Raw genomic sequence first — 20,912 nt, 5'->3', positions numbered from 1 at the left:
TCGGCATGGCCAGGTCGGATAGCGCAGGAGGGTCGGGGGGCAATTCCCGGTTGTCGGTGCAGGACTGGGTGCAGGCCGGCTTCCGGATTCTGGCCGATGACGGGCTCAAGGCGCTGACCATCGATCGGCTCTGCAAGCGGCTCGGGGTCACTAAGGGCAGCTTCTACTGGCATTTCACCGACATGAAGGCTTACCGCAACGCCCTGGTCGACACCTGGGCGGCCGTCCGCGATGCCGACCGTGGCGACTTCGATGCACTGTCCGACATTCCGCCACGGGAGCGGCTGTCGCACATGATGACCGCCCTGGTCGGGCCCTCCCATTGGATGCTCGAACGCGCCATGCGTGAATGGGCGCGATCGCAGGACAGCGTCGCCGCGGCGGTGCGCAGCTCGGATCAGCGGGTGCTCGCCGCGGTCCGGCAGGTGTTTCTCGACGACGGGTTTGCACCCGACGAGGCCGATATGCGGGCCAACGCCACGTTTGCCGCCGGCATCGGAGTTCTGCATCTTGCCGGTTCACGGCCGAGCTCGCGTGCGGTGGACTGGCGTGAGCAGTTCCTTGACGTCATGCTGCGGCACTGACTTCCATACTAAAAGGTATGGTACCGTCCGCGCATGAACACCAGGACGGCACCGGCGATCACCGAGGAATTCACCACTCGACTGGCGCAACGCGCCGCAGAAGCCGAAGAGCTACGCCGATTACCCGCGGACACCGTCGCCGAATTCCGCGAATCCGGTCTGGCCGGCTTGCTGCTGCCGGCGCGATACGGTGGGGTTCAGGCGGAGTTTCCCGAGATCCTCGATCCGATTCGGCAAATGGCGCACGGCTGCGCCTCAAGTGCCTGGACGTTGGGTTTCTACATGCTGCACAACTGGATGTTGGCGCTCTTCGGCGAGCAGGCCCAAGACGAGGTGTTCGCCGCGGGACCGGTGCTGTGTCCCGCGCCGCTGGCCCCGACCGGCCGCGGCGTGCCCGACGGTGACGCCATCCGGCTGTCCGGCCGGTGGTCGTGGGCGACCGGGGTGATGGACGCGGACTGGATCATGGTCGGGGCGCTCTGCGGCCCGGACGAGGCGCCCTATCCGGCGTTGGTGCTTCTACCGGCGACCGAGATCCAGATCGAGGACGTCTGGCATACCGCCGGCATGCGCGCCACCGGTTCCAACGACGTCGTCATCGAGGACGTGGTGGTTCCGGCGCACCGGCTGGTCAAAGTCGTCGACATCTACTCCGGTACCGCTCCGGGCGCCGAGCTGCATGATGCATCGGCCTATCGCTGGCCGATGGTCCCTGCGCTGGCACTGAGCGCGGCGATGCCCGCGCTTGGTTCGGCCGAACGGGTCGCCGACTTGTTCGCGCAACGCCTCACCGAGCGAGTCATGGCCTATTCGGGTGTGGCGCAGAAGAATCAGCCTTCCGCGCAGATTCGCCTGGGAGATGCGCGGGTGCGTTTGCGGGCCCTTCACGGACTGCTCAACGACACCGTCGGCCGAATCCAGGACGCGGTGGACGCGCGCGAGCGGATTCCCCGCTCGGCTCGGGCTGACGCCCGGGCAGCGGCCGCGCACATCGTGCACGAATCTCGCGCCGTGATTGCCGGTCTGCTCGAAGCCTCCGGCGCCAGCGCGCAGTTCCTGACCAACCCGCTGCAGCGCGCCAAACGCGATGTGGATGTGATCTGCGGTCACGTCGTGTACGACTACGACGTAGCGCGTGAGTTGGCGGGCGCGCTTGAGGCCGGCGTGAAGATCTCACCGATCTCGATGATCTGAGGAGTCCGATGAAAACCCTGTGGGTGGAGGCCAGTCCCAAACAAGAACACTCGTTGTCTTCGGCGCTGGCCCAGGAGTTTCTTGATGCCGCAACGGTGGCCGTCGTCGGCGATGTCGAGCGGTACTCGGTGTGGAGCGACGATGCGATCACCTTCGGTCGCGAGGCCGCGTTCGCCAAATTCGCCCCGCTGTACGGGGAGCGGCGCACCCCGGAGCAGAAGCAGATCTGGTCGCAGATCCTGGCTGAGATCGAGCGGGTGCGTGCGTTCGATCGGCTGGTGGTGTCGTCGCCGATGTGGAATTGGCATGTGCCGCATGCGCTGAAGGCCTGGATCGACGTCATCGTCCAACCGATCGCCAGTTTCACACTCAATGAGCGCGGCGAGCACGTCGGGACGCTGGGGCAGGGAAAGCCGTTGCAGCTCATCTTGACTCGTTCGAGCGCTTATGACGGCGACCGCCCCGATCTGCAAGACTTTCAGCGGCCGTATCTGGAGTACGTCTTCACCATGCTGGGCTATACCGTGGAGACCCTCGTCTTTGAACCGACCACCCGCTGGACCGCCGAAGAGCGGGAGCAGATGCGCGAAGCCGCTCTGGCCGAGGCGCGCCGTGCCGGTGAAGAGCTCGCGACCTGACCTGTGTAGGCCTGGCTACAAGCCCAGCGCCGCGTAGGTCCGTCGAACGAACTTCGGCTGTGCAACCCGCAGCTTGGCAATCGCGGTGTTGCCGGCGACCGCGGCAGCCATCTCGGTGGACAGCGCCGGGGCGTTCTGCACCAGATAGATCAGGATCAGGTCGGCGGACGGATCGGCCTGCCACCACGTGCCGTAGGCCCCCGGCCAGCCGAACGCGCCCGTACCACCGGGTCCGAAGAGCGGCTGGGATCTCGCCGCGTCGGTCACCACCGACAGGTTGAGCCCGAATCCGCGGCCGACCCAGAACGGGGCTCCCAGGAACGGCTGCCGCTTCTGGTTATCGGTGAGCCGATCGGTACGCATCGCCCGCGCCGCCTGGGTCGAGAGAATCCGGGTGCCGTCGAACATGCCGTCGGCCAGCAACATGCGGGTGAATGCCAGGTAGTCGTCGGCGGTGGACATCAAGCCGCCCCCGGCGTTGGGAAACGCGGGTGTTGTGATCGGGACCGGCCCCATGGCGTCGTCGCGCAGCGTGTCCCCGTCGACGCGGTACATGGTGGCGCTGCGCCGGCGTGCCTGCGGCGTGACAGAGAAGCCCGTATCGGTCATGCCCAGCGGGCCCAGGATTCGTTCGTCGAGCACCTCGGGAAGGGGCTTGCCTTCGATCCGCGACAGGAGCACACCCAGCACGTCGGTGCCGTGCCCGTAAGTGAAGCGCTCACCGGGCTGGTCCACCAGCGGCAGGGCGGCCAGCGCCGTCAGCCAGGCTTCGGGCCCGCGCCCGAACGGCAATCGCTGGTACTCCCGTGCGATCGGGCCGGGTACCGAAAACCCGTAACCGATACCGCAGCGGTGCGTCATCAGGTCCTCGACCGTGAGGGCCCGCCGCGCCGCGGTGGTGGCCTCCAGCGAACCGGCGGGGTCGACGATCACTCGCGGCGCTGCGAACTCCGGCACCCAGTGGGCTATCGGGTCGGTCAGGCGCAGCCGGCCCTGATCGATCAGGGTCATCGCGGCGGCGACGGTGACGGGTTTGGTCATCGAGGCGATCCGAAAGATCGTGTCGCGCGTCATCGGCAGACCCGCTCCGACATCGCGGTAACCGATCTCGTTGACTTGCAGGACCGTGCCGCGCTGCCATACCAGCGTCACCACCCCGGCGAGCAGACCGGTGTCACAGGCTTCGCGCAGCGGCGCCTGGTTGGGGTCGAGGTTCACCGAATCAGGCTAGCGGCAGGCGGCACAAGGGGGCGGGGCGGATGTTAAGCTACGCGGCAGTTCGACATCCTTTAACGATCCGTCCTGCGAGGCGGAGAAGGAGGTCCTGCGTTTAGCATGGGCGCTGCCGGTAATTCCAGCACCGACCGGGAATTGATGTCCTCGGCGGATGTGGGCCGCACTGTTTCTCGGATCGCACATCAGATCATCGAGAAGACCGCTTTAGACGATCCCGACCGGGTGAACGCCCCGCGCGTCGTGCTGCTGGGTATTCCCACCCGCGGCGTCACCCTGGCCCAGCGGCTGGCCGGCAAGATCAGCGAATTCTGCGGTGTTGATCTCGCACACGGCTCGCTGGACATCACCTTGTACCGCGACGACCTCATGCGCCAGCCCCCACGTGCTCTGGAGCCCACCTCGATCCCGGCGGGCGGCATCGACGACGCCTTGGTGATCCTGGTGGACGACGTGCTGTTCGCCGGCCGTTCCGTGCGGGCCGCGCTGGACGCCTTGCGCGACGTGGGCCGGCCCCGGATCGTGCAGCTGGCGGTGCTGGTGGACCGCGGGCACCGCGAATTGCCGGTCCGCGCCGACTACGTCGGCAAGAACGTGCCGACCGCCCGCGGCGAAAGCGTGCACGTATTGCTGGCTGAACACGACGGACGTGACCGGGTGGTGATCACCCGATGAGTACTAGGCACCTGCTGGCGGCCGGCGACCTGAGTCGTGACGAGGCCACCGCGATCCTCGACGACGCCGACCGCTTCGCGCAGGCATTGGTCGGCCGCGAGGTCAAGAAGCTGCCCACCCTGCGCGGGCGCACGGTGATCACGATGTTCTATGAGAACTCCACGCGGACCCGGGTCTCCTTCGAGGTGGCCGGCAAGTGGATGAGCGCTGATGTGATCAACGTGTCCGCTTCGGGATCCTCGGTGAACAAAGGGGAGTCGCTGCGCGACACCGCATTCACCCTGCGCGCTGCCGGCGCCGACGCGCTGATCATCCGTCACCCGGCCTCGGGTGCGGCACACCTACTCGCCGAGTGGACCGGAGCCGCCGAAGACGGCGGCCCGGCGGTGATCAACGCGGGCGACGGCACCCACGAGCACCCCACCCAGGCGTTGCTGGATGCGCTCACGCTGCGGCAGCGCCTCGGCGAGGTGGCCGGCCGACGAATCGTCATCGTCGGCGACATCGTGCATAGCCGGGTCGCACGTTCCAACGTGAGTCTGCTGTCGACACTGGGCGCCGAGGTGGTGGTGGTGGCTCCGCCGACCCTGCTGCCGGCCGGGGTGAAGGATTGGTCGGTGACGGTGAGCCACGACTTCGACGCCGAGCTGCCGGCCGCCGACGCCGTGCTGATGCTGCGCGTGCAGGCCGAACGGATGACGGGCGGATTCTTCCCGTCCACCCGCGAGTATTCGGTGCGCTACGGGCTGAGCGAGAAGCGTCGGGCGATGTTGCCCGACCACGCGGTGGTGCTGCACCCCGGTCCGATGCTGCGCGGCATGGAGATCTCCTCATCGGTGGCCGACTCCTCGCAGTCCGCGGTGCTGCAACAGGTTTCCAACGGTGTGCATGTGCGCATGGCGGTGCTGTTCCATCTGCTGGTGGGTAGCGAATCCGCGGGATCGGCGACGGATTCGGGGTCGGCGGGAGAGGAAGCTGTGCTGTGAGCGTGCTGATTCGCGGCGTCCGGTGCTACGGCGAAGGCGACCAGGTTGACGTGCTGGTCTCCGACGGCCAGATCGCTCAGATCGGTGTGGGCCTGCCTGTCGCGGAGGGCTGCGAGGTCATTGAGGCGCCCGGCCAGGTCCTGCTGCCCGGCTTCGTCGACCTCCACACCCATCTGCGCGAACCGGGCCGTGAGTATGCCGAGGACATTGAAACCGGCTCGGCAGCAGCGGCATTGGGTGGCTACACCGCGGTGTTCGCGATGGCCAACACCGATCCTGTCGCCGACTCTCCGGTCGTCACCGATCATGTCTGGCAGCGCGGCCAGCAGGTCGGCCTGGTCGATGTGCACCCGGTGGGTGCGGTGACCGTCGGCTTGGGCGGCAAACAGCTGACCGAGATGGGCATGATGGCCGCCGGCGTCGCCGGCGTTCGGATGTTCTCCGACGACGGCGTGTGTGTGGACCACCCCCTGGTGATGCGCCGGGCGCTGGAGTACGCCACCGGACTAGGGGTGTTGATCGCCCAGCATGCCGAGGAGCCTCGACTGACGGTCGGATCAGTGGCACACGAGGGGCCCAACGCCGCCCGCCTGGGGCTGGCCGGCTGGCCGCGTGTCGCCGAGGAGTCGATCGTGGCCCGAGACGTTCTGCTGGCGCGTGATGCCGGCGCCCGGCTGCACATCTGCCATGCATCCACCGCCGGAACGGTGGAACTCCTGAAATGGGCTAAGGCACAAGGCATCGCGGTGACCGCCGAAGTCACCCCGCATCATCTGATGCTCGATGACAGCCGGCTTGCCGACTACGACGGACGCGACCGGGTCAACCCGCCACTGCGCGAGGCGTCCGACGCCCAGGCGCTGCGTCAGGCCCTGGCCGACGGCGTCATCGACTGTGTGGCCACCGACCATGCCCCGCACGCCGAGCACGAAAAGACCTGCGAGTTCGCCGCAGCCCGGCCCGGGATGCTCGGTCTGCAGACCGCGCTGTCGGTGGTAGTGGCGACCATGGTGCAGACCGGCCTGTTGACCTGGCGCGACGTGGCCCGGGTGATGAGCGAGCGTCCGGCGCAGATCGTCGGTCTGCCAGACCAGGGCCGTCCCCTGGAAGTGGGCGAGCCGGCCAATGTGACGGTGGTCGACCCCGACACGACCTGGGTCGTCGCCGGGACACAGCTGGCCAGCCGCTCGGACAACACGCCGTACGAGGAGATGACGTTGCCCGCGACCGTCACCGCAACACTGTTGCGCGGCCGGATCACCGCCCGGGACGGGAAGAGTCCGGCATGAACACCCCCACGTTGATCGGCTCGCTGGTCTTCGCATTTGTGCTCGCCGTGCTGATCGGCGTGGTGATCCGGCTGATGATGCGCGGCTGGCGGTACCGCGGCCAGTTGCAGGACGCACTGATCGGGACGTTGCCGACCGTGCCCGACACGGTAGGGGCGCCCACCGTGGCTGCCACCCGTGGGCAGTACCTGGGTTGCACCCTGGCTCCGAAGTGGAATGACCGGGTGGTGGTCGGAGACCTGGGCTATCGGACCAAGGCGGTGCTGACCCGCTACCCCGAGGGAATCATGGTGCAGCGCAGCGGCGCCCGACCCATCTGGATCCCGCAGGACGCGGTGATCGCGGTTCGTGCCGAACGTGGCATCGCCGGGCGCACTATCCCCACCCGAAACCATGACGGGGTGCTGGCGATTCGCTGGCGGCTGCCGTCGGGCACTGAGATCGACACCGGCTTTCGGGCGGACGACCGCGCCGAGCACAGCCGTTGGCTAGAAGAAGAGGAACACCAAGGATGAACGCGCGAGCGGTGCTGGTTCTCGAGGACGGCCGGACTTTCACCGGCAGACCGTTCGGGGCACTGGGCCAGACCCTGGGTGAGGCGGTGTTCTCCACCGGAATGTCCGGTTACCAGGAGACGCTGACCGACCCCAGTTACCACCGGCAGATCGTGGTGGCCACCGCCCCACAGATCGGCAACACCGGCTGGAACCGGGAGGACGGCGAGAGCCGCGACGACAAGATCTGGGTTGCCGGGTATGTGGTCCGCGATCCGTCGCCGAGGCCGTCGAACTGGCGGGCCACCGGGACCCTCGACGACGAGCTGGTGCGCCAGGGGATCGTCGGGATCGCCGGCGTTGACACCCGCACCTTGGTCCGCCATCTGCGCAGTCACGGCTCGATGAAGGCCGGGGTGTTCTCCGGCGACGCATTGGCCGGGCCGGAAGAGCTGGTTCAGCGGGTCCGCGAGCAGTCGTCGATGCTGGGCGCCGACCTTGCCGGGGAGGTCAGCACGGACGCCGAGTACATCGTGGAATCCGATGGGCCACATCGGTTCACCATCGCCGCACTGGACCTGGGCATCAAGACCAACACGCCGCGCAATTTCGCGCGGCGCGGGATCCGCAGCCATGTGTTGCCGTCGTCGGTGGACTTCGCTCAGATCGCCGAGCTGAAGCCAGACGGGGTGTTTCTGTCCAACGGACCCGGGGACCCGGCCACCGCAGAGGCGATGGTCGCGCTGACCCGCGAGGTGCTCGGCGCGGGAATCCCGCTGTTCGGAATCTGTTTCGGAAACCAGATCCTTGGCCGCGCGCTGGGGCTGGGCACCTACAAGATGACCTTCGGCCACCGCGGCATCAACATCCCGGTGATTGACCACGCCACGGGCCGGGTGGCGGTGACCGCGCAGAATCATGGCTTCGCCCTCGAAGGTGAAGCGGGCCAGCGTTTTGACACCGACTTCGGCCCGGCGGTGGTCAGCCACACCTGCGCCAACGACGGAGTCGTCGAGGGCGTCAAGCTTGCTGACGGCCGGGCGTTCTCGGTGCAGTACCACCCGGAGGCCGCCGCCGGACCGCATGACGCGGAATACCTGTTCGACCAGTTCGTCGACCTGATGGCAGGGGAGAAGTAATGCCGCGCCGTACCGACCTGCGCCACGTGCTGGTGATCGGTTCCGGACCGATCGTGATCGGCCAGGCCTGTGAATTCGACTACTCGGGGACCCAGGCCTGCCGGGTGCTCAAAGCCGAAGGCCTGCAGGTGAGCCTGGTCAACTCCAACCCGGCCACCATCATGACCGACCCCGAATACGCCGACAACACCTACGTCGAGCCCATCACCTGGGAGTTCGTCGAAAAGGTGCTCGCCCAGCAGGCCGAGCGCGGCAATAAAGTCGACGCCCTGCTGGCCACCCTGGGCGGCCAGACGGCACTGAACACCGCGGTGGCACTGCACGAGCACGGGGTGCTGGAGCGCTACGGGGTGGAGCTCATCGGCGCCGACTTCGAGGCCATCCAGCGCGGCGAAGACCGCCAGCAGTTCAAGGACATCGTGGCCAAGGTCGGCGGCGAGTCGGCACGTTCCCGGGTCTGCTACACCATGGCCGAGGTCACCGACACCGTCGCCGAACTCGGGCTGCCCGTGGTCGTTCGCCCTCTTTCACCATGGGCGGCCTGGGATCCGGGCTGGCGGCCAGCCTCGAAGAGGTCGAGCGGATGGCCGGTGACGGCCTGGCCGCCTCGCCGACAGCCAACGTCTTGATCGAGGAATCCATCTACGGCTGGAAGGAATTCGAGCTCGAGCTGATGCGCGACGGCAACGACAACGTCGTCGTGGTCTGCTCGATCGAGAACGTCGACCCGATGGGCGTGCACACCGGTGACTCGGTGACCGTCGCCCCGGCAATGACGCTGACCGACCGGGAATACCAGAAGATGCGCGACCTGGGCATCGCGATTCTGCGTGAGGTCGGGGTGGACACCGGCGGCTGCAACATCCAGTTCGCTGTCGACCCCCGAGACGGCCGGCTCATCGTGATCGAGATGAACCCGCGGGTATCGCGATCGAGTGCGCTGGCATCCAAGGCGACCGGTTTCCCGATCGCCAAGATCGCCGCCAAGCTGGCTATCGGTTACACCCTCGACGAGATCATCAACGACATCACCAAGGAGACCCCGGCCTGCTTCGAGCCGGCGCTGGACTACGTGGTGGTCAAGGCGCCACGGTTCGCGTTCGAGAAGTTCCCCGGCGCTGACCCGCGGCTGACCACCACCATGAAGTCGGTGGGTGAGGCGATGTCGTTGGGCCGCAACTTCATCGAGTCACTCGGCAAGGTGATGCGCTCGCTGGAGACCGATCGTGCCGGGTTCTGGACCAAGCCGGATGCCGAAGGCACCGCCGAGGATGTGCTGGCGCGGTTGCGGGTTCCCACCGAGGGTCGGCTGTACGACATCGAGCTGGCGCTGCGACTGGGCGCCAGTGTTGAGACGGTCGCCGAGGCCTCCGGGGTGGACCCGTGGTTCGTCGAGCAGATCAACGGCCTGGTGGCGCTGCGTGCGGAGGTCATCGACACACCGGTGCTGGACGCGGACCTGCTGCGCCGCTGCAAGTACAGCGGTCTGTCGGATCATCAGATCGCGGTGCTGCGCCCAGAGCTGGCCGGCGAGGACGGGGTGCGGCTGCTGCGGGACCGGCTGGGCATCCACCCCGTATTCAAGACCGTCGACACCTGCGCGGCTGAGTTCGAATCCAAGACGCCGTATCACTACAGCACCTTCGAACTGGATCCTGCCGCTGAGACCGAGGTAGCGGCGCAGGACAGCAAGCCCAAGGTGCTCATCCTGGGCTCGGGCCCCAACCGGATCGGGCAGGGCATCGAATTCGACTACAGCTGCGTGCATGCCGCGATCACGTTGAGCCAGGCCGGGTTCGAGACGGTGATGATCAACTGCAACCCCGAGACGGTGTCCACCGACTACGACACCGCCGACCGGCTCTACTTCGAACCGCTGACGTTCGAGGACGTGCTCGAGGTGTACTACGCCGAGCGGCAGTCCGGGCAGGGCGGCCCCGGAGTGGTTGGCGTGATCGTGCAGCTCGGCGGGCAAACCCCGTTGCGGCTGGCCCAGCGGCTGGCCGACGCCGGAGTACCGATCGTCGGCACCAGCCCCGAAGCCATCGATCTGGCCGAGGACCGCGGCGCGTTCGGCGATGTGCTGACCACCGCCGGCCTGCCCGCGCCGCGGTACGGCACCGCCACCACCTTCGAGCAGGCCAAGCGGATTGCCGCCGACATCGGCTATCCGGTGTTGGTGCGCCCGTCGTATGTGCTGGGCGGGCGGGGTATGGAAATCGTCTACGACGAAGAGACCCTGCATGGCTACATCACCCGGGCCACCCAGCTGTCGCCCGAACATCCGGTGCTTGTCGACCGGTTCCTGGAAGACGCCATCGAGATCGACGTCGACGCCTTGTGTGACGGCACCGAGGTCTACATCGGCGGCATCATGGAGCACATCGAGGAGGCCGGCATCCACTCCGGTGACTCGGCGTGCGCGCTGCCGCCGGTGACCCTGGGGCGCAGCGACATCGAGAACGTGCGACGCGCCACCGAGGCCATCGCCCACGGTGTCGGGGTGGTCGGCCTGCTCAATGTGCAGTTCGCCCTCAAAGACGACGTGCTCTACGTGCTGGAGGCCAACCCGCGGGCCAGCCGTACCGTCCCGTTCGTGTCCAAGGCCACCGCGGTACCGCTGGCTAAGGCCTGCGCACGAGTCATGCTGGGCACCACCATCGCCGAGCTGCGCTCGGAGGGCCTGCTGGCTGCCTCGGGCGACGGGGCCACCGTGGGCCCGAACGCCCCGATCGCGGTCAAGGAGGCGGTGCTGCCGTTCCACCGCTTCCGTCGCGAGGACGGCTCCGGTATCGACTCGCTGCTCGGCCCGGAGATGAAGTCCACCGGCGAAGTGATGGGCATCGACCGCGACTTCGGCACCGCCTTCGCCAAGAGCCAGACCGCCGCCTACGGGTCGCTGCCGGCTCAGGGCACCGTGTTCGTGTCGGTGGCCAATCACGACAAGCGCTCACTGGTCTTCCCGGTCAAACGGCTCGCGGACTTGGGCTTCCGGGTTTTGGCAACAGAGGGCACCGCGGAGATGCTGCGCCGCAACGGCATTCCCTGTGATGTGGTGCGCAAGAACTTTGAGGAGCCCAGTCCCGAGCGACCGGCCCTGTCCGCGGTGGACGCGATTCGGGCCGGTGAGGTGGACCTGGTGATCAACACCCCGTACGGCAACTCCGGTCCACGGGTGGACGGCTACGAAATCCGTTCGGCAGCGGTCAGCGTGAACATACCGTGCATTACCACCGTCCAGGGGGCGGCCGCGGCGGTGCAGGGCATCGAGGCCGGCATCCGGGGCGACATCGGGGTGCGCTCCCTGCAGGAACTGCACAGCACCCTCGGCGGGCAGTAGTGGCTACCGGGCCGGGGGGGACCGGGGGATTCGGCGTCCGCCTGGCCGAGGCGACCGCGGCCCGCGGGCCGCTGTGCCTGGGCATCGATCCGCACCCCGAATTGCTGGCCGCGTGGGACTTGCCCGCCACGCCGGACGGGTTGGCACGGTTCAGCGAGACATGCGTGACGGCGTTCGCCGGGTTCGCGATCGTCAAGCCGCAGGTGGCGTTCTTCGAGTCGTACGGTTCGGCGGGCTTCGCCGTGTTGGAGCGCACCATCGCCGCGCTGCGCGAGGCGGGTGTGCTGGTGCTGGCCGACGCCAAGCGCGGTGACATCGGGTCGACCATGGCCGCCTATGCGGCGGCATGGGCCGGTGAGTCGCCGTTGGCCGCCGACGCGGTCACCGCCTCGCCCTACCTGGGCTTCGGGTCGCTGCAGCCGCTGCTGGAGACCGCTGCGCAGTATGGCCGGGGCGTGTTCGTGCTGGCAGCGACGTCAAACCCTGAAGGTGCGAGTGTGCAGCGCGCCCGGGACGCGGACGGGCGGACCGTAGCGCAGACGATCGTCGATGCGGTTGCGGAAGCCAACGCAGCAGCGCAGCGACCGGGTTCGATCGGGGTGGTGGTGGGTGCGACGCTGGCCGAGGTCCCCGATTTGAGTGCCTTGGGCGGGCCGGTGCTGATTCCAGGCATCGGGGCACAGGGTGGCCGTCCCGAAGCGCTGGCGGGTCTCGGTGGGGCACCCTCCGCGACTTTGCTGCCGGCGGTCTCCCGCGAGGTGTTGCGGGCCGGACCGGACGTCGAGGCATTGCGGGCCGCGGCTGAGCGGCTGCGTGACGCCGTGGCCTATCTGGCCGCTGGGGAATAGCCGTCACGGCCGCCCTTCCCCTTCAGCGCAACAGGGCCTGCGTAGGGCCCCGTTGGGCGCCCACGCAGGCCCTGGCCGGCCGGTTAGCGTCCGAAGTTGATGCCACCGCCGGTGTTGGCGTTGTAGCCGCCACCGAAGGGACCCATGTTGACGTTGGCGCCATTGCTCTGACCGCCGCCGACGCCGTTCGGGCCGACGTTGGCACCGCCACCGGTGTTGGCGTTATAGCCGCCGCCGAAGGGACCCATGTTGACGTTGGCGCCGTGGTTCTGGCCGCCCCCTGCGCCGATTCCATTCGGGCCGAAGTCGAAGCCGCCATTCCTGCCGACATTCATGCCGCCGCCGAAGGGGCCCATGTTGACGTTGGCACTGTTGTTCTGGCCGCCGCCTGCGCCGATTCCATTCGGGCCGAAGTTGAAGCCGCCGTTCCTGCCGGTATTGAATCCGCCGCCGACGGGGCCCATGTTGACATTCACCCCGCCGTTGTTGCCGGCGCCGCCGGTGATTCCATCATTGGGGTCAGCGTTGGCTGCTCCGATCCCGAAACCGCCAAAGGCCAACACTGCGGCCGCCGCCAGTGCCCACCGGCCAGTACGGCCCACTGTCGTGTTCGTCATGAATTCCCACTTCTCTACCTAGACGGTATTCAGCGGAAATGCTCATAGTCGTACCCCCCATAAATACCCCCGGGTGGACTGTCCACCTGGTCGCGACATTAGGCGGCTTAACTACGACTTCGGTCGCGCAAATGTAGAAACTCCCTGAATAGTTGCTGTCAGCCCGGGAGTCGGGATTCGCGGCCGAATCCCGTTAGCGGCATCATCGGCGGCGGCGGGATATTGCTGGCCATGTGGTGTCGATCCCCGCGCGCGGGTCCGCTGGTCGGCGGCGATGAACGAGGGCAGCCGAGCGTGCCGGGGTCGGCTTGCGGTACCTCGACACGCCCGACACGCCATGAGGGGCGAAGTCATTGCTGCAGGCTCCGGTCGGCTCGTGGCGGCTGCCGCGGCGGCCATGGCGGCGCATCCCATCCGGCTCGCGAAAACGGCCAAAAGGCTAGTTCAGAGCGGCTTTCGGTTCAGGCCGGCAGAGCCGGCGGCTCCCTCGGGCAGGGTGGATGGAACGTCGCGGACCCGGGTCGGAGCTCGCCGCGCCCAAACCCCATACGCTGGGCATTTGTAGCCGGAAACGGGGGGGTGGGGTTAGATTTCGTCAGACGGCGTGGGTACGGTCGTCGTCTCTGGCCGAAGTACCTGGCCGGGACAAGGAAAACATCGACGTTGTCGATGATGACGAGACGGAGGAATCGTGGCCCTTCCCCAGTTGACCGACGAACAGCGCGCCGCCGCGTTGGAGAAGGCAGCGGCCGCACGTCGGGCCCGAGCGGAGCTCAAGGACCGGCTCAAGCGTGGAGGCACCAACCTCAAGCAGGTGCTCAAGGACGCCGAGACCGATGAGGTCCTGGGCAAGATGAAGGTGTCTGCTCTGCTGGAGGCGTTGCCCAAGGTTGGCAAGGTCAAGGCGCAGGAGATCATGACCGAGCTGGAGATCGCCCCCACCCGCCGGCTGCGCGGCCTGGGCGACCGGCAGCGCAAGGCGCTGCTGGAGAAGTTCGACTTCTCCTGACCCGGCGGTGAGAACCGGTGGAGGGCCGGGCGGCAGGCACGCGGGACGCGTTGTGGTGCTGTCCGGCCCATCCGCGGTCGGTAAGTCGAGCGTGGTCCGGTGCCTGCGAGAGCGGGTGCCGGATCTGTACTTCAGTGTGTCGGCCACCACCCGGGCGCCTAGGCCCGGGGAGGTGGACGGCGTCGACTACCGCTTTGTCACCCCGGCCGAATTTGACCGGCTGGTTGCCGAGAACGCGTTGCTGGAGTGGGCCGACATTCACGGCGGGCTACAGCGCTCAGGTACCCCAGCGGCACCGGTAGCCGAGGCCACCCACGCCGGTCGGCCCGTTCTGATCGAGGTCGATCTGGCCGGCGCCAGGGCCATCAAGAAGGCGCTGCCGGAGGCCCTCCTGGTGTTTCGCCCCGCCGGACTGGGAGACGCTGCAGGCCAGGTTGGTCGGTCGTGGCACCGAAACCGAAGAGGTTATGCAGCGCCGACTGGCCACCGCACGTACCGAGTTGGCGGCGCAGGGAGACTTCGACACCGTCGTGGTGAACACTCGATTGGAAACCGCCTGCTCAGAATTGGTATCCTTGCTGGTGGATACCGCACCGGGCGCGGTCTGATTTACCCGGACGAAAAACCAGCAGGCGCGACCCGCCCCAGCCAGATGAGCTTTTAGGAGATTGTCCTTCGTGAGTACCTCGCAGATCGACTCGGCCGTGGTGACCGACGCCGACGAGTTCGACCCGGCGTTGATCGGCGGTTACGACACGCCTCTCGGCATCACCAACCCGCCCATCGATGAGCTGTTGCAGCGTGCTTCGAGCAAGTACGCCCTGGTGATCTACGCGGCCAAGCGGGCGCGGCAGATCAACGACTACTACAACCAGCTCGGCGAGGGCATCCTTGAGTACGTCGGCCCGCTGGTCGAGCCTGGTCTGCAGGAGAAGCCGCTGTCGATCGCGCTGCGCGAGATCCACGGCGACCTGCTCGAATACACCGAAGGCGAATAGCCCGAGCCGGGCAGGGCGGGTCATACCGGTGGGCCAGAAACGGGTCGTCGTCGGTGTCGCCGGAGGCATCGCCGCATACAAGGCGTGCACCGTGGTCCGACAGCTTGCCGAGGCCGGACACGCCGTACGCGTGGTCCCCACCGAGTCCGCGCTGCGGTTCGTCGGCGCGGCCACCTTCGAGGCGTTGTCGGGCCAGCCGGTACACACCGGCGTCTTCGACGACGTACCCGGCGTACCCCATGTGGCGCTGGGACAACAAGCCGACCTGGTCGTGGTGGCACCTGCGACCGCAGACCTGCTGGCCCGCGCGGTCTCCGGCCGCGCCGACGACCTGCTGACCGCCACGCTGCTGACCGCCCGATGTCCGGTGCTGTTCGCTCCGGCGATGCACACCGAGATGTGGCAACACCCGGCGACTGTCGCCAATGTCACGACTTTGCGGCAACGCGGCGCGGTTGTGCTCGAACCCGCCTCCGGCCGCCTGACCGGTGCCGACACCGGCGCTGGGCGGCTGCCCGAAGCTGAAGAGATCAACACCTTCGCGTCGCTGTTACTGGAGCGGGCCGACGCGCTGCCGCATGATCTGGCTGGGCAGAAGGTCCTGGTGACTGCGGGCGGTACCCGCGAGCCCATCGACCCGGTCCGATTCATCGGCAACCGCAGTTCGGGCAAACAGGGCTACGCCGTCGCCCGGGTGGCACAGCGTGGCGCCGAAGTGACTCTGATCGCCGCGCACGGCAGGGCTGATAGATCCGGCCGGAGTCCACGTGGTTCACGTCAGCTCTGCTCAGCAGCTGCATGACGCGGTCGTCAAGCACGCCCCGGAGGCGCATGTGCTGGTGATGGCCGCGGCGGTAGCCGATTTCCGCCCGGTGCGGGTGGCTCCGGCCAAGATCAAGAAGGGTCCGGGGGAGGACGACCAGCCCCCAACCATCGACCTGGTCCGCAACGAGGACGTACTGGCCGGCGCGGTGCGTGCCCGTACCGATGGCCAGCTGCCCAACATGCGGGCGATTGTGGGCTTTGCCGCGGAGACCGGCGATGAGAACGGCGACGTGTTGTTCCACGCCCGCGCGAAGCTGCGCCGCAAGGGTTGTGACCTGTTGGTGGTCAATGCGGTCGGCGATGGCCGAGCGTTCGTCGACCACAACGACGGATGGTTGTTGGCCGCGGACGGAACCGAGTCCGCCCTGGAATCGGGCCCAAGACCCTGATGGCCAGCCGGATCGTCGATGCGGTGGCGGCCTTCCTCGCCGCCGGTGGGGAATGATTGCCTCCTGGGTGACCAGGTCTGCCGGAGGCGTTGACCGCCTGGCGCCCTCCCAGTAACTTACGATTCGTAAGTTACTCGGAAGGGTTGGTGGCATGGACGATCGACGGTACGTGGTGATCGGCGGTGGCCTGGCCTGGCGGCGGTCTGGTTGGCCGAGGGCAAGAAGGTGACCCTGCTGGAGCGGCGCGGACGGCTCGGTGGACGCACCCAGGCCATGCAGGTCCGGAATCGCCGACGTCGCCGACAACGGTCAGCATGTGATCGCCAGCGGCTATGACCATCTCTTCCGGTATCTGACCAGCGTCGGTACCCGTTCGATGGTCGAGTTTCCGACCGGCGGGACACTGCGCTGGCCCGGCGGTGCCAGCACCCGGATGCTGACGCGCGGACTGGGCGCGATGCGGACCCTGTTCGGTCCGCACCCCGATGCCGGCCTGCTCGACCGGCTGCGAACCGCGGTCGCCACGGTGCGGCTGACCGGTGAGGCGCTGTTCCAGCCCGCCGATCTGCCTGACCTGAGTACAGACCAGTGGCTGAGCCGCGTCGGGATGCCCGCTCGAGCCCGCGAGGCGGTGTGGGACTGGCTCGCGCTCGGCATCGCCGCCGAGCCGGTGGACCGGGGTTCGGCCAAGGTCTTTGCCGATGTTCTTGCCACGGGGATCCGGTTAGCCTGCGTCACCGCAGTGCGGTGACGATCGGTTACCCCACCACCGATCTGGACACCCTCTACATCTCGGGTGCGCTCGAGGTGTTCGCGTCGAGGTCCGCTACCGCACAGTGGCCCGGCGAATCGTGGTGGAGAACAATGCGGTTCGCGCTGTGCAGTTGGCGGACGGTACTGAGCTGGCGGCAGACGCCGTGGTGTGCGCGGTGCCCAACTCCAATATCGCGGGTTTGCTCGACGATCTGCCCGAGCACGCCGAAATTTACGCTGCTGCCGAAAAGCTGCACTACACGCCGATCGTGAGCACCAACCTGTACCTCGACCGGCCGTTGGGCACCGAAGCGGCGATGGAGTCGGTGATCGGCGGCACGGGCGTCATAGACGAGGTGTTCGACCGGCAGCGGATGCAGGGCCGCGACCCCAACGGCGCCTGGCTATTGCCTGACCACCAGCGGCGCCTACGAGCAGATCCACCGGTCCAACGAGCAGATCGTTGCCGAGCAGATGGACATGCTGCGTCGTTATTATCCGGCAGCGTCCGAGGCGACTGTGGTGGCCGCACAGGTGGTCAAAATGCCCAAAGCCACGTTCTCGCAGGTGGTCGGCACCTCTGGGTTGCGGCCCGACCAGCGCACGTCGGTGCCGAGCCTGGTCCTCGCCGGTGATTGGACCCGTACCGACTGGTCGGCGACCATGGAAAGCGCGGCGCAGAGCGCTGCTCGCGCGGTGGAGCTACTGCTCAACCTGCCGGCCTCCACATGAGCACCCAGCCGGAGCCGAAGCGGCGGATGTCGTCGCAGGAGCGGCGGGAGCAGCTGCTCGACCACGCCCGCGACATCGTTGCGGCCGAGGGCTTTGCCGCGGTGACCATAGACAGGGTGGCACGTGCCGCACAGGTCACCCGCACCGTCGTGTATCAGAACTTCGGCGATCTCGCCGGCCTGATGTCGGCTCTTCTGGATCGCGAATCGGGGATCGCGTTCGCGGGAATGCGCAGTGTGGAGGGCCCACCGGCCGATGACCCCGACGCGCTCGGGGGGCATTCTGGCCTACTTGCACGCGGCGCCCACCAGCTGGCGGATCATCTTGAGCCCGCCAGCCGGAGCTCCATCGCAACTCCAGACCCGCACGGAACTGGGCCGTCGCTATGCACGGACCATCACGCGCGGCGGCTTTCGCGGCTGGCGGCTCGCCCGATCGACGCCGACGGCGTGACGATGCGCCTGCTGCTGTCCGCCGTGGAAGAACTGGCCCTGCTGCATCTCACCGATCCGCGCGCCCATCCAGACGAGCTGGTGCTGAGTTACCTGCGGTCGCTGGTGGGCTGGGCGCTCCGGGTCGAGACGGCGTCAGCTGTGACAGGACGGTAGAGTGGGCGCTCGCAGGGCCGAGTCGTCCAGGTTTCTCTCGTGGGGAAGTTGTCGTACCTCCCGGAGGCAGCACAGCCAGCACCCGGCCCGTGGCGCGGGGTGGGCGCCGGGCTGCCAGGCTCTCCCGAAGACCGCATCGCTATATTTGCCCGAGCCAACTTTTGATCGATTACCCGGAAGGCGACATTGTGAGCGAAAAGGGACGGCTGTTCACCAGTGAGTCGGTGACCGAAGGCCACCCCGACAAGATCTGTGACGCCATCAGCGACTCGGTGCTCGACGCACTGCTCGCCGATGACCCCCGCTCCCGGGTCGCGGTGGAGACCCTGGTCACCACCGGCCAGGTCCACGTAGTCGGTGAGGTCACGACCAGCGCCCGCGAGGCGTTCGCCAACATCACCAACACCGTGCGTGAGCGCATCCTGGAGATCGGCTACGACTCGTCGGAGAAGGGTTTCGATGGCGCGAGCTGCGGCGTCAACATCGGAATCGGCGCACAGTCGCCCGACATCGCCCAGGGCGTCGACACCGCACACGAAGCCCGCGTCGAGGGCGCAGCCGACCCGCTGGACTCCCAGGGCGCCGGCGACCAGGGCCTGATGTTCGGCTACGCGATCGCCGACACCCCGGAACTGATGCCGCTGCCTATCGCGCTGGCCCACCGGCTGTCGCGGCGTCTGACCGAGGTTCGCAAGAACGGCACGCTGGACTACCTGCGTCCGGACGGCAAGACCCAGGTCACCATCGAGTACGAAGATGACGTCCCGACCCGGCTGGACACTGTGGTGATCTCCACCCAGCACGCCGAGGGCATTGACCTGGTCAACACCCTGGACCCCGACCTGCGCGAGCACGTCATCTCCACCGTGCTTGCCGAGCTCGCCCACGAGACGCTGGACTCCTCCTCGACCCGCGTGCTGATCAACCCGACCGGCAACTTCGTCGTCGGCGGGCCGATGGTGACGCCATCTGACCGGCCGCAAGATCATCGTCGACACCTACGGCGGCTGGGCTCGCCACGGCGGCGGTGCCCTCCGGCAAGGACCCGTCGAAGGTGGACCGCTCGGCCGCGTACGCGATGCGTTGTGGCCAAGAACATCGTCGCCGCGGGCTTGGCGCAGCGCGTCGAGGTGCAGGTCGCCTACGCCATCGGCAAGGCCGCACCGGTCGGTCTGTTCATCGAGACCTTCGGCACCGCCACCGTCGACCCGATCAAGATCGAGAAGATCGTGCCCGAGGTCTTCGACCTGCGCCCCGGCGCGATCGTGCGTGACCTGGACCTGCTGCGGCCGATCTACGCACCGACCGCCGCATACGGTCACTTCGGTCGTACCGACATCGAATTGCCGTGGGAGAAGCTCGACAAGGTCGACGACCTCAAGCGCGCCATCTGATTCGATTGCCGCCGCCGAGCGTGAAGGCAGCTTCACGCTCGGCGCCGGACGTGAAGCCAGATTCACGCTCGCGCGGTAAAACTCAGGCGCTGAACCGGTAGTCGTCGAGATCGAAGCGCCGGCTGCGCCAATAGGCCTCCACCGTGGTGGTGGGGCGTAGCGGGACATCGCCGTTCTTGTCGAAGTAGTAGCTGTTGGCCAGCTTGCAACTGTCCTGCCAGAACACCTGCCGATGCCGTTTGCTCATCATCTCGGCGAAGTAGCGGGCGTTGGCGGCTTCGGAGATCTCCACCCGGGTAGCACCACGGCCGCGGGCACGCTTGAGACAGCGGACGATGTGGTGGGTCTGAGCTTCGACCAGCGCGAAGTACGACGACCCGACGTAACCGTAGGGGCCGAACACGCTGAACATGTTGGGGAACCCGGGGATGCTGACACCTTCGTAGGCCTGCAGCCGGTGTTCGTCCCAGAACTGGTGCAGTGTTTGACCGCCGACCCCCGTGACACTGAAGGTGGGCAGGTTGTCGCTGTCCATCACTTTGAACCCGGTCGCCAGAATCAGCACGTCGACGTCGTGGGCCGTGCCGTCGGCCGTGACCACACCAGTAGGGGTGATCCGGTCGATGGGGTCGACCACCAGGTGCACGTTGTCGCGGTTGAACGTCGACAGGTGTTATGGAAGCCGGGACGCTTGCATCCGACGGCGTAGTGCGGCGTGAGCTTCGCACGCAGCGGGCCGTGCACCTGCCGGCGCAGATATGCCCGTCCCGCCGATTCCATCCGCTTGGCCAGTGGAAACACCGTGAAGTACTGCGCCGCGATGGGGAATGTCGCCTCCACGTAGGCCTGGCTGGCCAGGCGCTGCAGTGCCTTGCCGCCGGGCAGTCGCATGGCCCAGCGCATCGGTGCCGCCAGCGGTAGGTCGAGCTTCGGGAAGCACCAGATCGGGGTCCGCTGAAACACGGTGAGCGAGGAAACCTTTGGCGCGATCTCCGGGATGACTTGAACGGCAGAGGCCCCGGTGCCGATCACGGCGACCCGTTTACCGGTCAGGTCCTGCGAGGGTCCCAACGCGCGGTGTGAATCGTCACGCCGGCGAAGGTCTCGACCCCGGAGATCTCGGGCAGATTCGGGTGGTCAGCACGCCGCTGGCATTGATCACGAATC

At 67.4% G+C, this 20,912-nt stretch carries 16 protein-coding genes and 6 pseudogenes; 19 read left to right on the top strand and 3 right to left on the bottom strand.

What is annotated here, in order from left to right:
* Positions 1-5 precede the first annotated feature (5 nt).
* Genes G6N09_RS00100 through G6N09_RS00090 form a run of 3 tightly spaced genes read left to right on the top strand, consistent with a single transcriptional unit; the run spans position 6 to position 2,416 of the window.
* Positions 6-584: a TetR/AcrR family transcriptional regulator gene (locus tag G6N09_RS00100; RefSeq protein WP_083024828.1), complete on the top strand. Its 579-nt coding sequence runs from the start codon at positions 6-8 to the stop codon at positions 582-584.
* Between the two features lie 33 nt (positions 585-617).
* The gene (locus G6N09_RS00095; RefSeq protein WP_083024826.1) at positions 618-1,778 is read left to right on the top strand and encodes an acyl-CoA dehydrogenase family protein; all 1,161 of its coding nucleotides are present in this window, start codon (positions 618-620) and stop codon (positions 1,776-1,778) included.
* Positions 1,779-1,786: 8 nt separating this feature from the next.
* Complete coding sequence (locus G6N09_RS00090) at positions 1,787-2,416, top strand: NAD(P)H-dependent oxidoreductase (RefSeq protein WP_083024824.1); 630 nt, start codon at positions 1,787-1,789, stop codon at positions 2,414-2,416.
* A gap of 15 nt (positions 2,417-2,431) precedes the next feature.
* On the opposite strand, the gene G6N09_RS00085 is transcribed toward G6N09_RS00090, so the two are convergent.
* The gene (locus G6N09_RS00085; RefSeq protein ID WP_083024821.1) at positions 2,432-3,634 is read right to left on the bottom strand and encodes a serine hydrolase domain-containing protein; all 1,203 of its coding nucleotides are present in this window, start codon (positions 3,632-3,634) and stop codon (positions 2,432-2,434) included.
* Between the two features lie 117 nt (positions 3,635-3,751).
* Here G6N09_RS00085 and pyrR point away from each other — a divergent pair, with 117 nt between their 5' ends.
* The 7 genes and pseudogenes from pyrR (at position 3,752) to pyrF (ending at position 12,420) form a co-directional block, all read left to right on the top strand.
* Positions 3,752-4,324 (top strand): bifunctional pyr operon transcriptional regulator/uracil phosphoribosyltransferase PyrR, encoded by a 573-nt coding sequence (gene pyrR, locus G6N09_RS00080; RefSeq protein ID WP_083024819.1) that lies wholly within the window; start codon positions 3,752-3,754, stop codon positions 4,322-4,324.
* A complete protein-coding gene (locus tag G6N09_RS00075) occupies positions 4,321-5,310 on the top strand; it encodes an aspartate carbamoyltransferase catalytic subunit (protein WP_083024817.1) in 990 nt (329 codons plus the stop codon). The genes pyrR and G6N09_RS00075 overlap by 4 nt, the downstream gene beginning before the upstream one ends.
* Positions 5,307-6,599, top strand: a complete 1,293-nt coding sequence (locus G6N09_RS00070) for a dihydroorotase (protein WP_083024815.1) — start codon at positions 5,307-5,309, stop codon at positions 6,597-6,599. Before G6N09_RS00075 ends, G6N09_RS00070 begins: the two co-directional genes overlap by 4 nt.
* Entirely contained in the window at positions 6,596-7,114 is a 519-nt protein-coding gene (locus tag G6N09_RS00065) for a PH-like domain-containing protein (protein ID WP_083024813.1), read from the top strand. The genes G6N09_RS00070 and G6N09_RS00065 overlap by 4 nt, the downstream gene beginning before the upstream one ends.
* Positions 7,111-8,232: a glutamine-hydrolyzing carbamoyl-phosphate synthase small subunit gene (carA, locus tag G6N09_RS00060; protein WP_083024810.1), complete on the top strand. Its 1,122-nt coding sequence runs from the start codon at positions 7,111-7,113 to the stop codon at positions 8,230-8,232. The genes G6N09_RS00065 and carA overlap by 4 nt, the downstream gene beginning before the upstream one ends.
* A pseudogene (gene carB, locus G6N09_RS00055) lies at positions 8,232-11,572 on the top strand (carbamoyl-phosphate synthase large subunit). The gene carA and the pseudogene carB overlap by 1 nt, the downstream one beginning before the upstream one ends.
* Positions 11,572-12,420: an orotidine-5'-phosphate decarboxylase gene (gene pyrF, locus G6N09_RS00050; protein ID WP_083024805.1), complete on the top strand. Its 849-nt coding sequence runs from the start codon at positions 11,572-11,574 to the stop codon at positions 12,418-12,420. The pseudogene carB and the gene pyrF overlap by 1 nt, the downstream one beginning before the upstream one ends.
* Positions 12,421-12,503: 83 nt before the next feature.
* On the opposite strand, the gene G6N09_RS00045 is transcribed toward pyrF, so the two are convergent.
* Positions 12,504-13,037 carry a hypothetical protein gene (locus G6N09_RS00045; RefSeq protein WP_083024803.1) on the bottom strand — a complete coding sequence of 178 codons (534 nt, stop codon included), beginning with the start codon at positions 13,035-13,037 and terminating at the stop codon, positions 12,504-12,506.
* A gap of 691 nt (positions 13,038-13,728) precedes the next feature.
* Between G6N09_RS00045 and mihF the strand changes: the two genes are divergently transcribed.
* The 9 genes and pseudogenes from mihF to metK all read left to right on the top strand — a co-directional run bounded on the left by mihF (position 13,729) and on the right by metK (position 19,745).
* On the top strand, positions 13,729-14,046 hold the full coding sequence (gene mihF / locus G6N09_RS00040; protein ID WP_003932123.1) for an integration host factor, actinobacterial type: 318 nt from the start codon (positions 13,729-13,731) through the stop codon (positions 14,044-14,046).
* A 7-nt stretch (positions 14,047-14,053) separates the two neighbouring features.
* Positions 14,054-14,654, top strand: a pseudogene (gene gmk, locus G6N09_RS00035) (guanylate kinase).
* Positions 14,655-14,723: 69 nt separating this feature from the next.
* Positions 14,724-15,044, top strand: coding sequence for a DNA-directed RNA polymerase subunit omega (gene rpoZ / locus G6N09_RS00030; protein WP_083024799.1), 321 nt, complete (start codon positions 14,724-14,726; stop codon positions 15,042-15,044).
* A gap of 28 nt (positions 15,045-15,072) precedes the next feature.
* Positions 15,073-16,314: pseudogene (gene coaBC / locus G6N09_RS00025) on the top strand (bifunctional phosphopantothenoylcysteine decarboxylase/phosphopantothenate--cysteine ligase CoaBC).
* A gap of 200 nt (positions 16,315-16,514) precedes the next feature.
* The gene (locus G6N09_RS20410; RefSeq protein WP_407662631.1) at positions 16,515-17,009 is read left to right on the top strand and encodes an FAD-dependent oxidoreductase; all 495 of its coding nucleotides are present in this window, start codon (positions 16,515-16,517) and stop codon (positions 17,007-17,009) included.
* 85 nt (positions 17,010-17,094) lie between these two features.
* Positions 17,095-17,427, top strand: a pseudogene (locus tag G6N09_RS20405) (FAD-dependent oxidoreductase); the annotation flags it as partial.
* Between the two features lie 64 nt (positions 17,428-17,491).
* Positions 17,492-17,743, top strand: coding sequence for an FAD-dependent oxidoreductase (locus tag G6N09_RS20400; RefSeq protein WP_407662630.1), 252 nt, complete (start codon positions 17,492-17,494; stop codon positions 17,741-17,743).
* The gene (locus tag G6N09_RS00015) at positions 17,740-18,351 is read left to right on the top strand and encodes a TetR/AcrR family transcriptional regulator (protein ID WP_244959510.1); all 612 of its coding nucleotides are present in this window, start codon (positions 17,740-17,742) and stop codon (positions 18,349-18,351) included. The genes G6N09_RS20400 and G6N09_RS00015 overlap by 4 nt, the downstream gene beginning before the upstream one ends.
* 188 nt (positions 18,352-18,539) lie before the next feature.
* Positions 18,540-19,745: pseudogene (gene metK / locus G6N09_RS00010) on the top strand (methionine adenosyltransferase).
* An 82-nt stretch (positions 19,746-19,827) separates the two neighbouring features.
* Here the strand turns inward: metK and G6N09_RS19645 are convergent.
* Positions 19,828-20,910: pseudogene (locus tag G6N09_RS19645) on the bottom strand (flavin-containing monooxygenase); the annotation flags it as partial.
* Positions 20,911-20,912 lie beyond the last annotated feature (2 nt).

The sequence above is a fragment of the Mycolicibacter minnesotensis genome (genome assembly GCF_010731755.1).
In the GTDB taxonomy this organism is placed as follows: domain Bacteria; phylum Actinomycetota; class Actinomycetes; order Mycobacteriales; family Mycobacteriaceae; genus Mycobacterium; species Mycobacterium minnesotense.
This window is presented reverse-complemented; position numbering and strand designations above follow the sequence as displayed.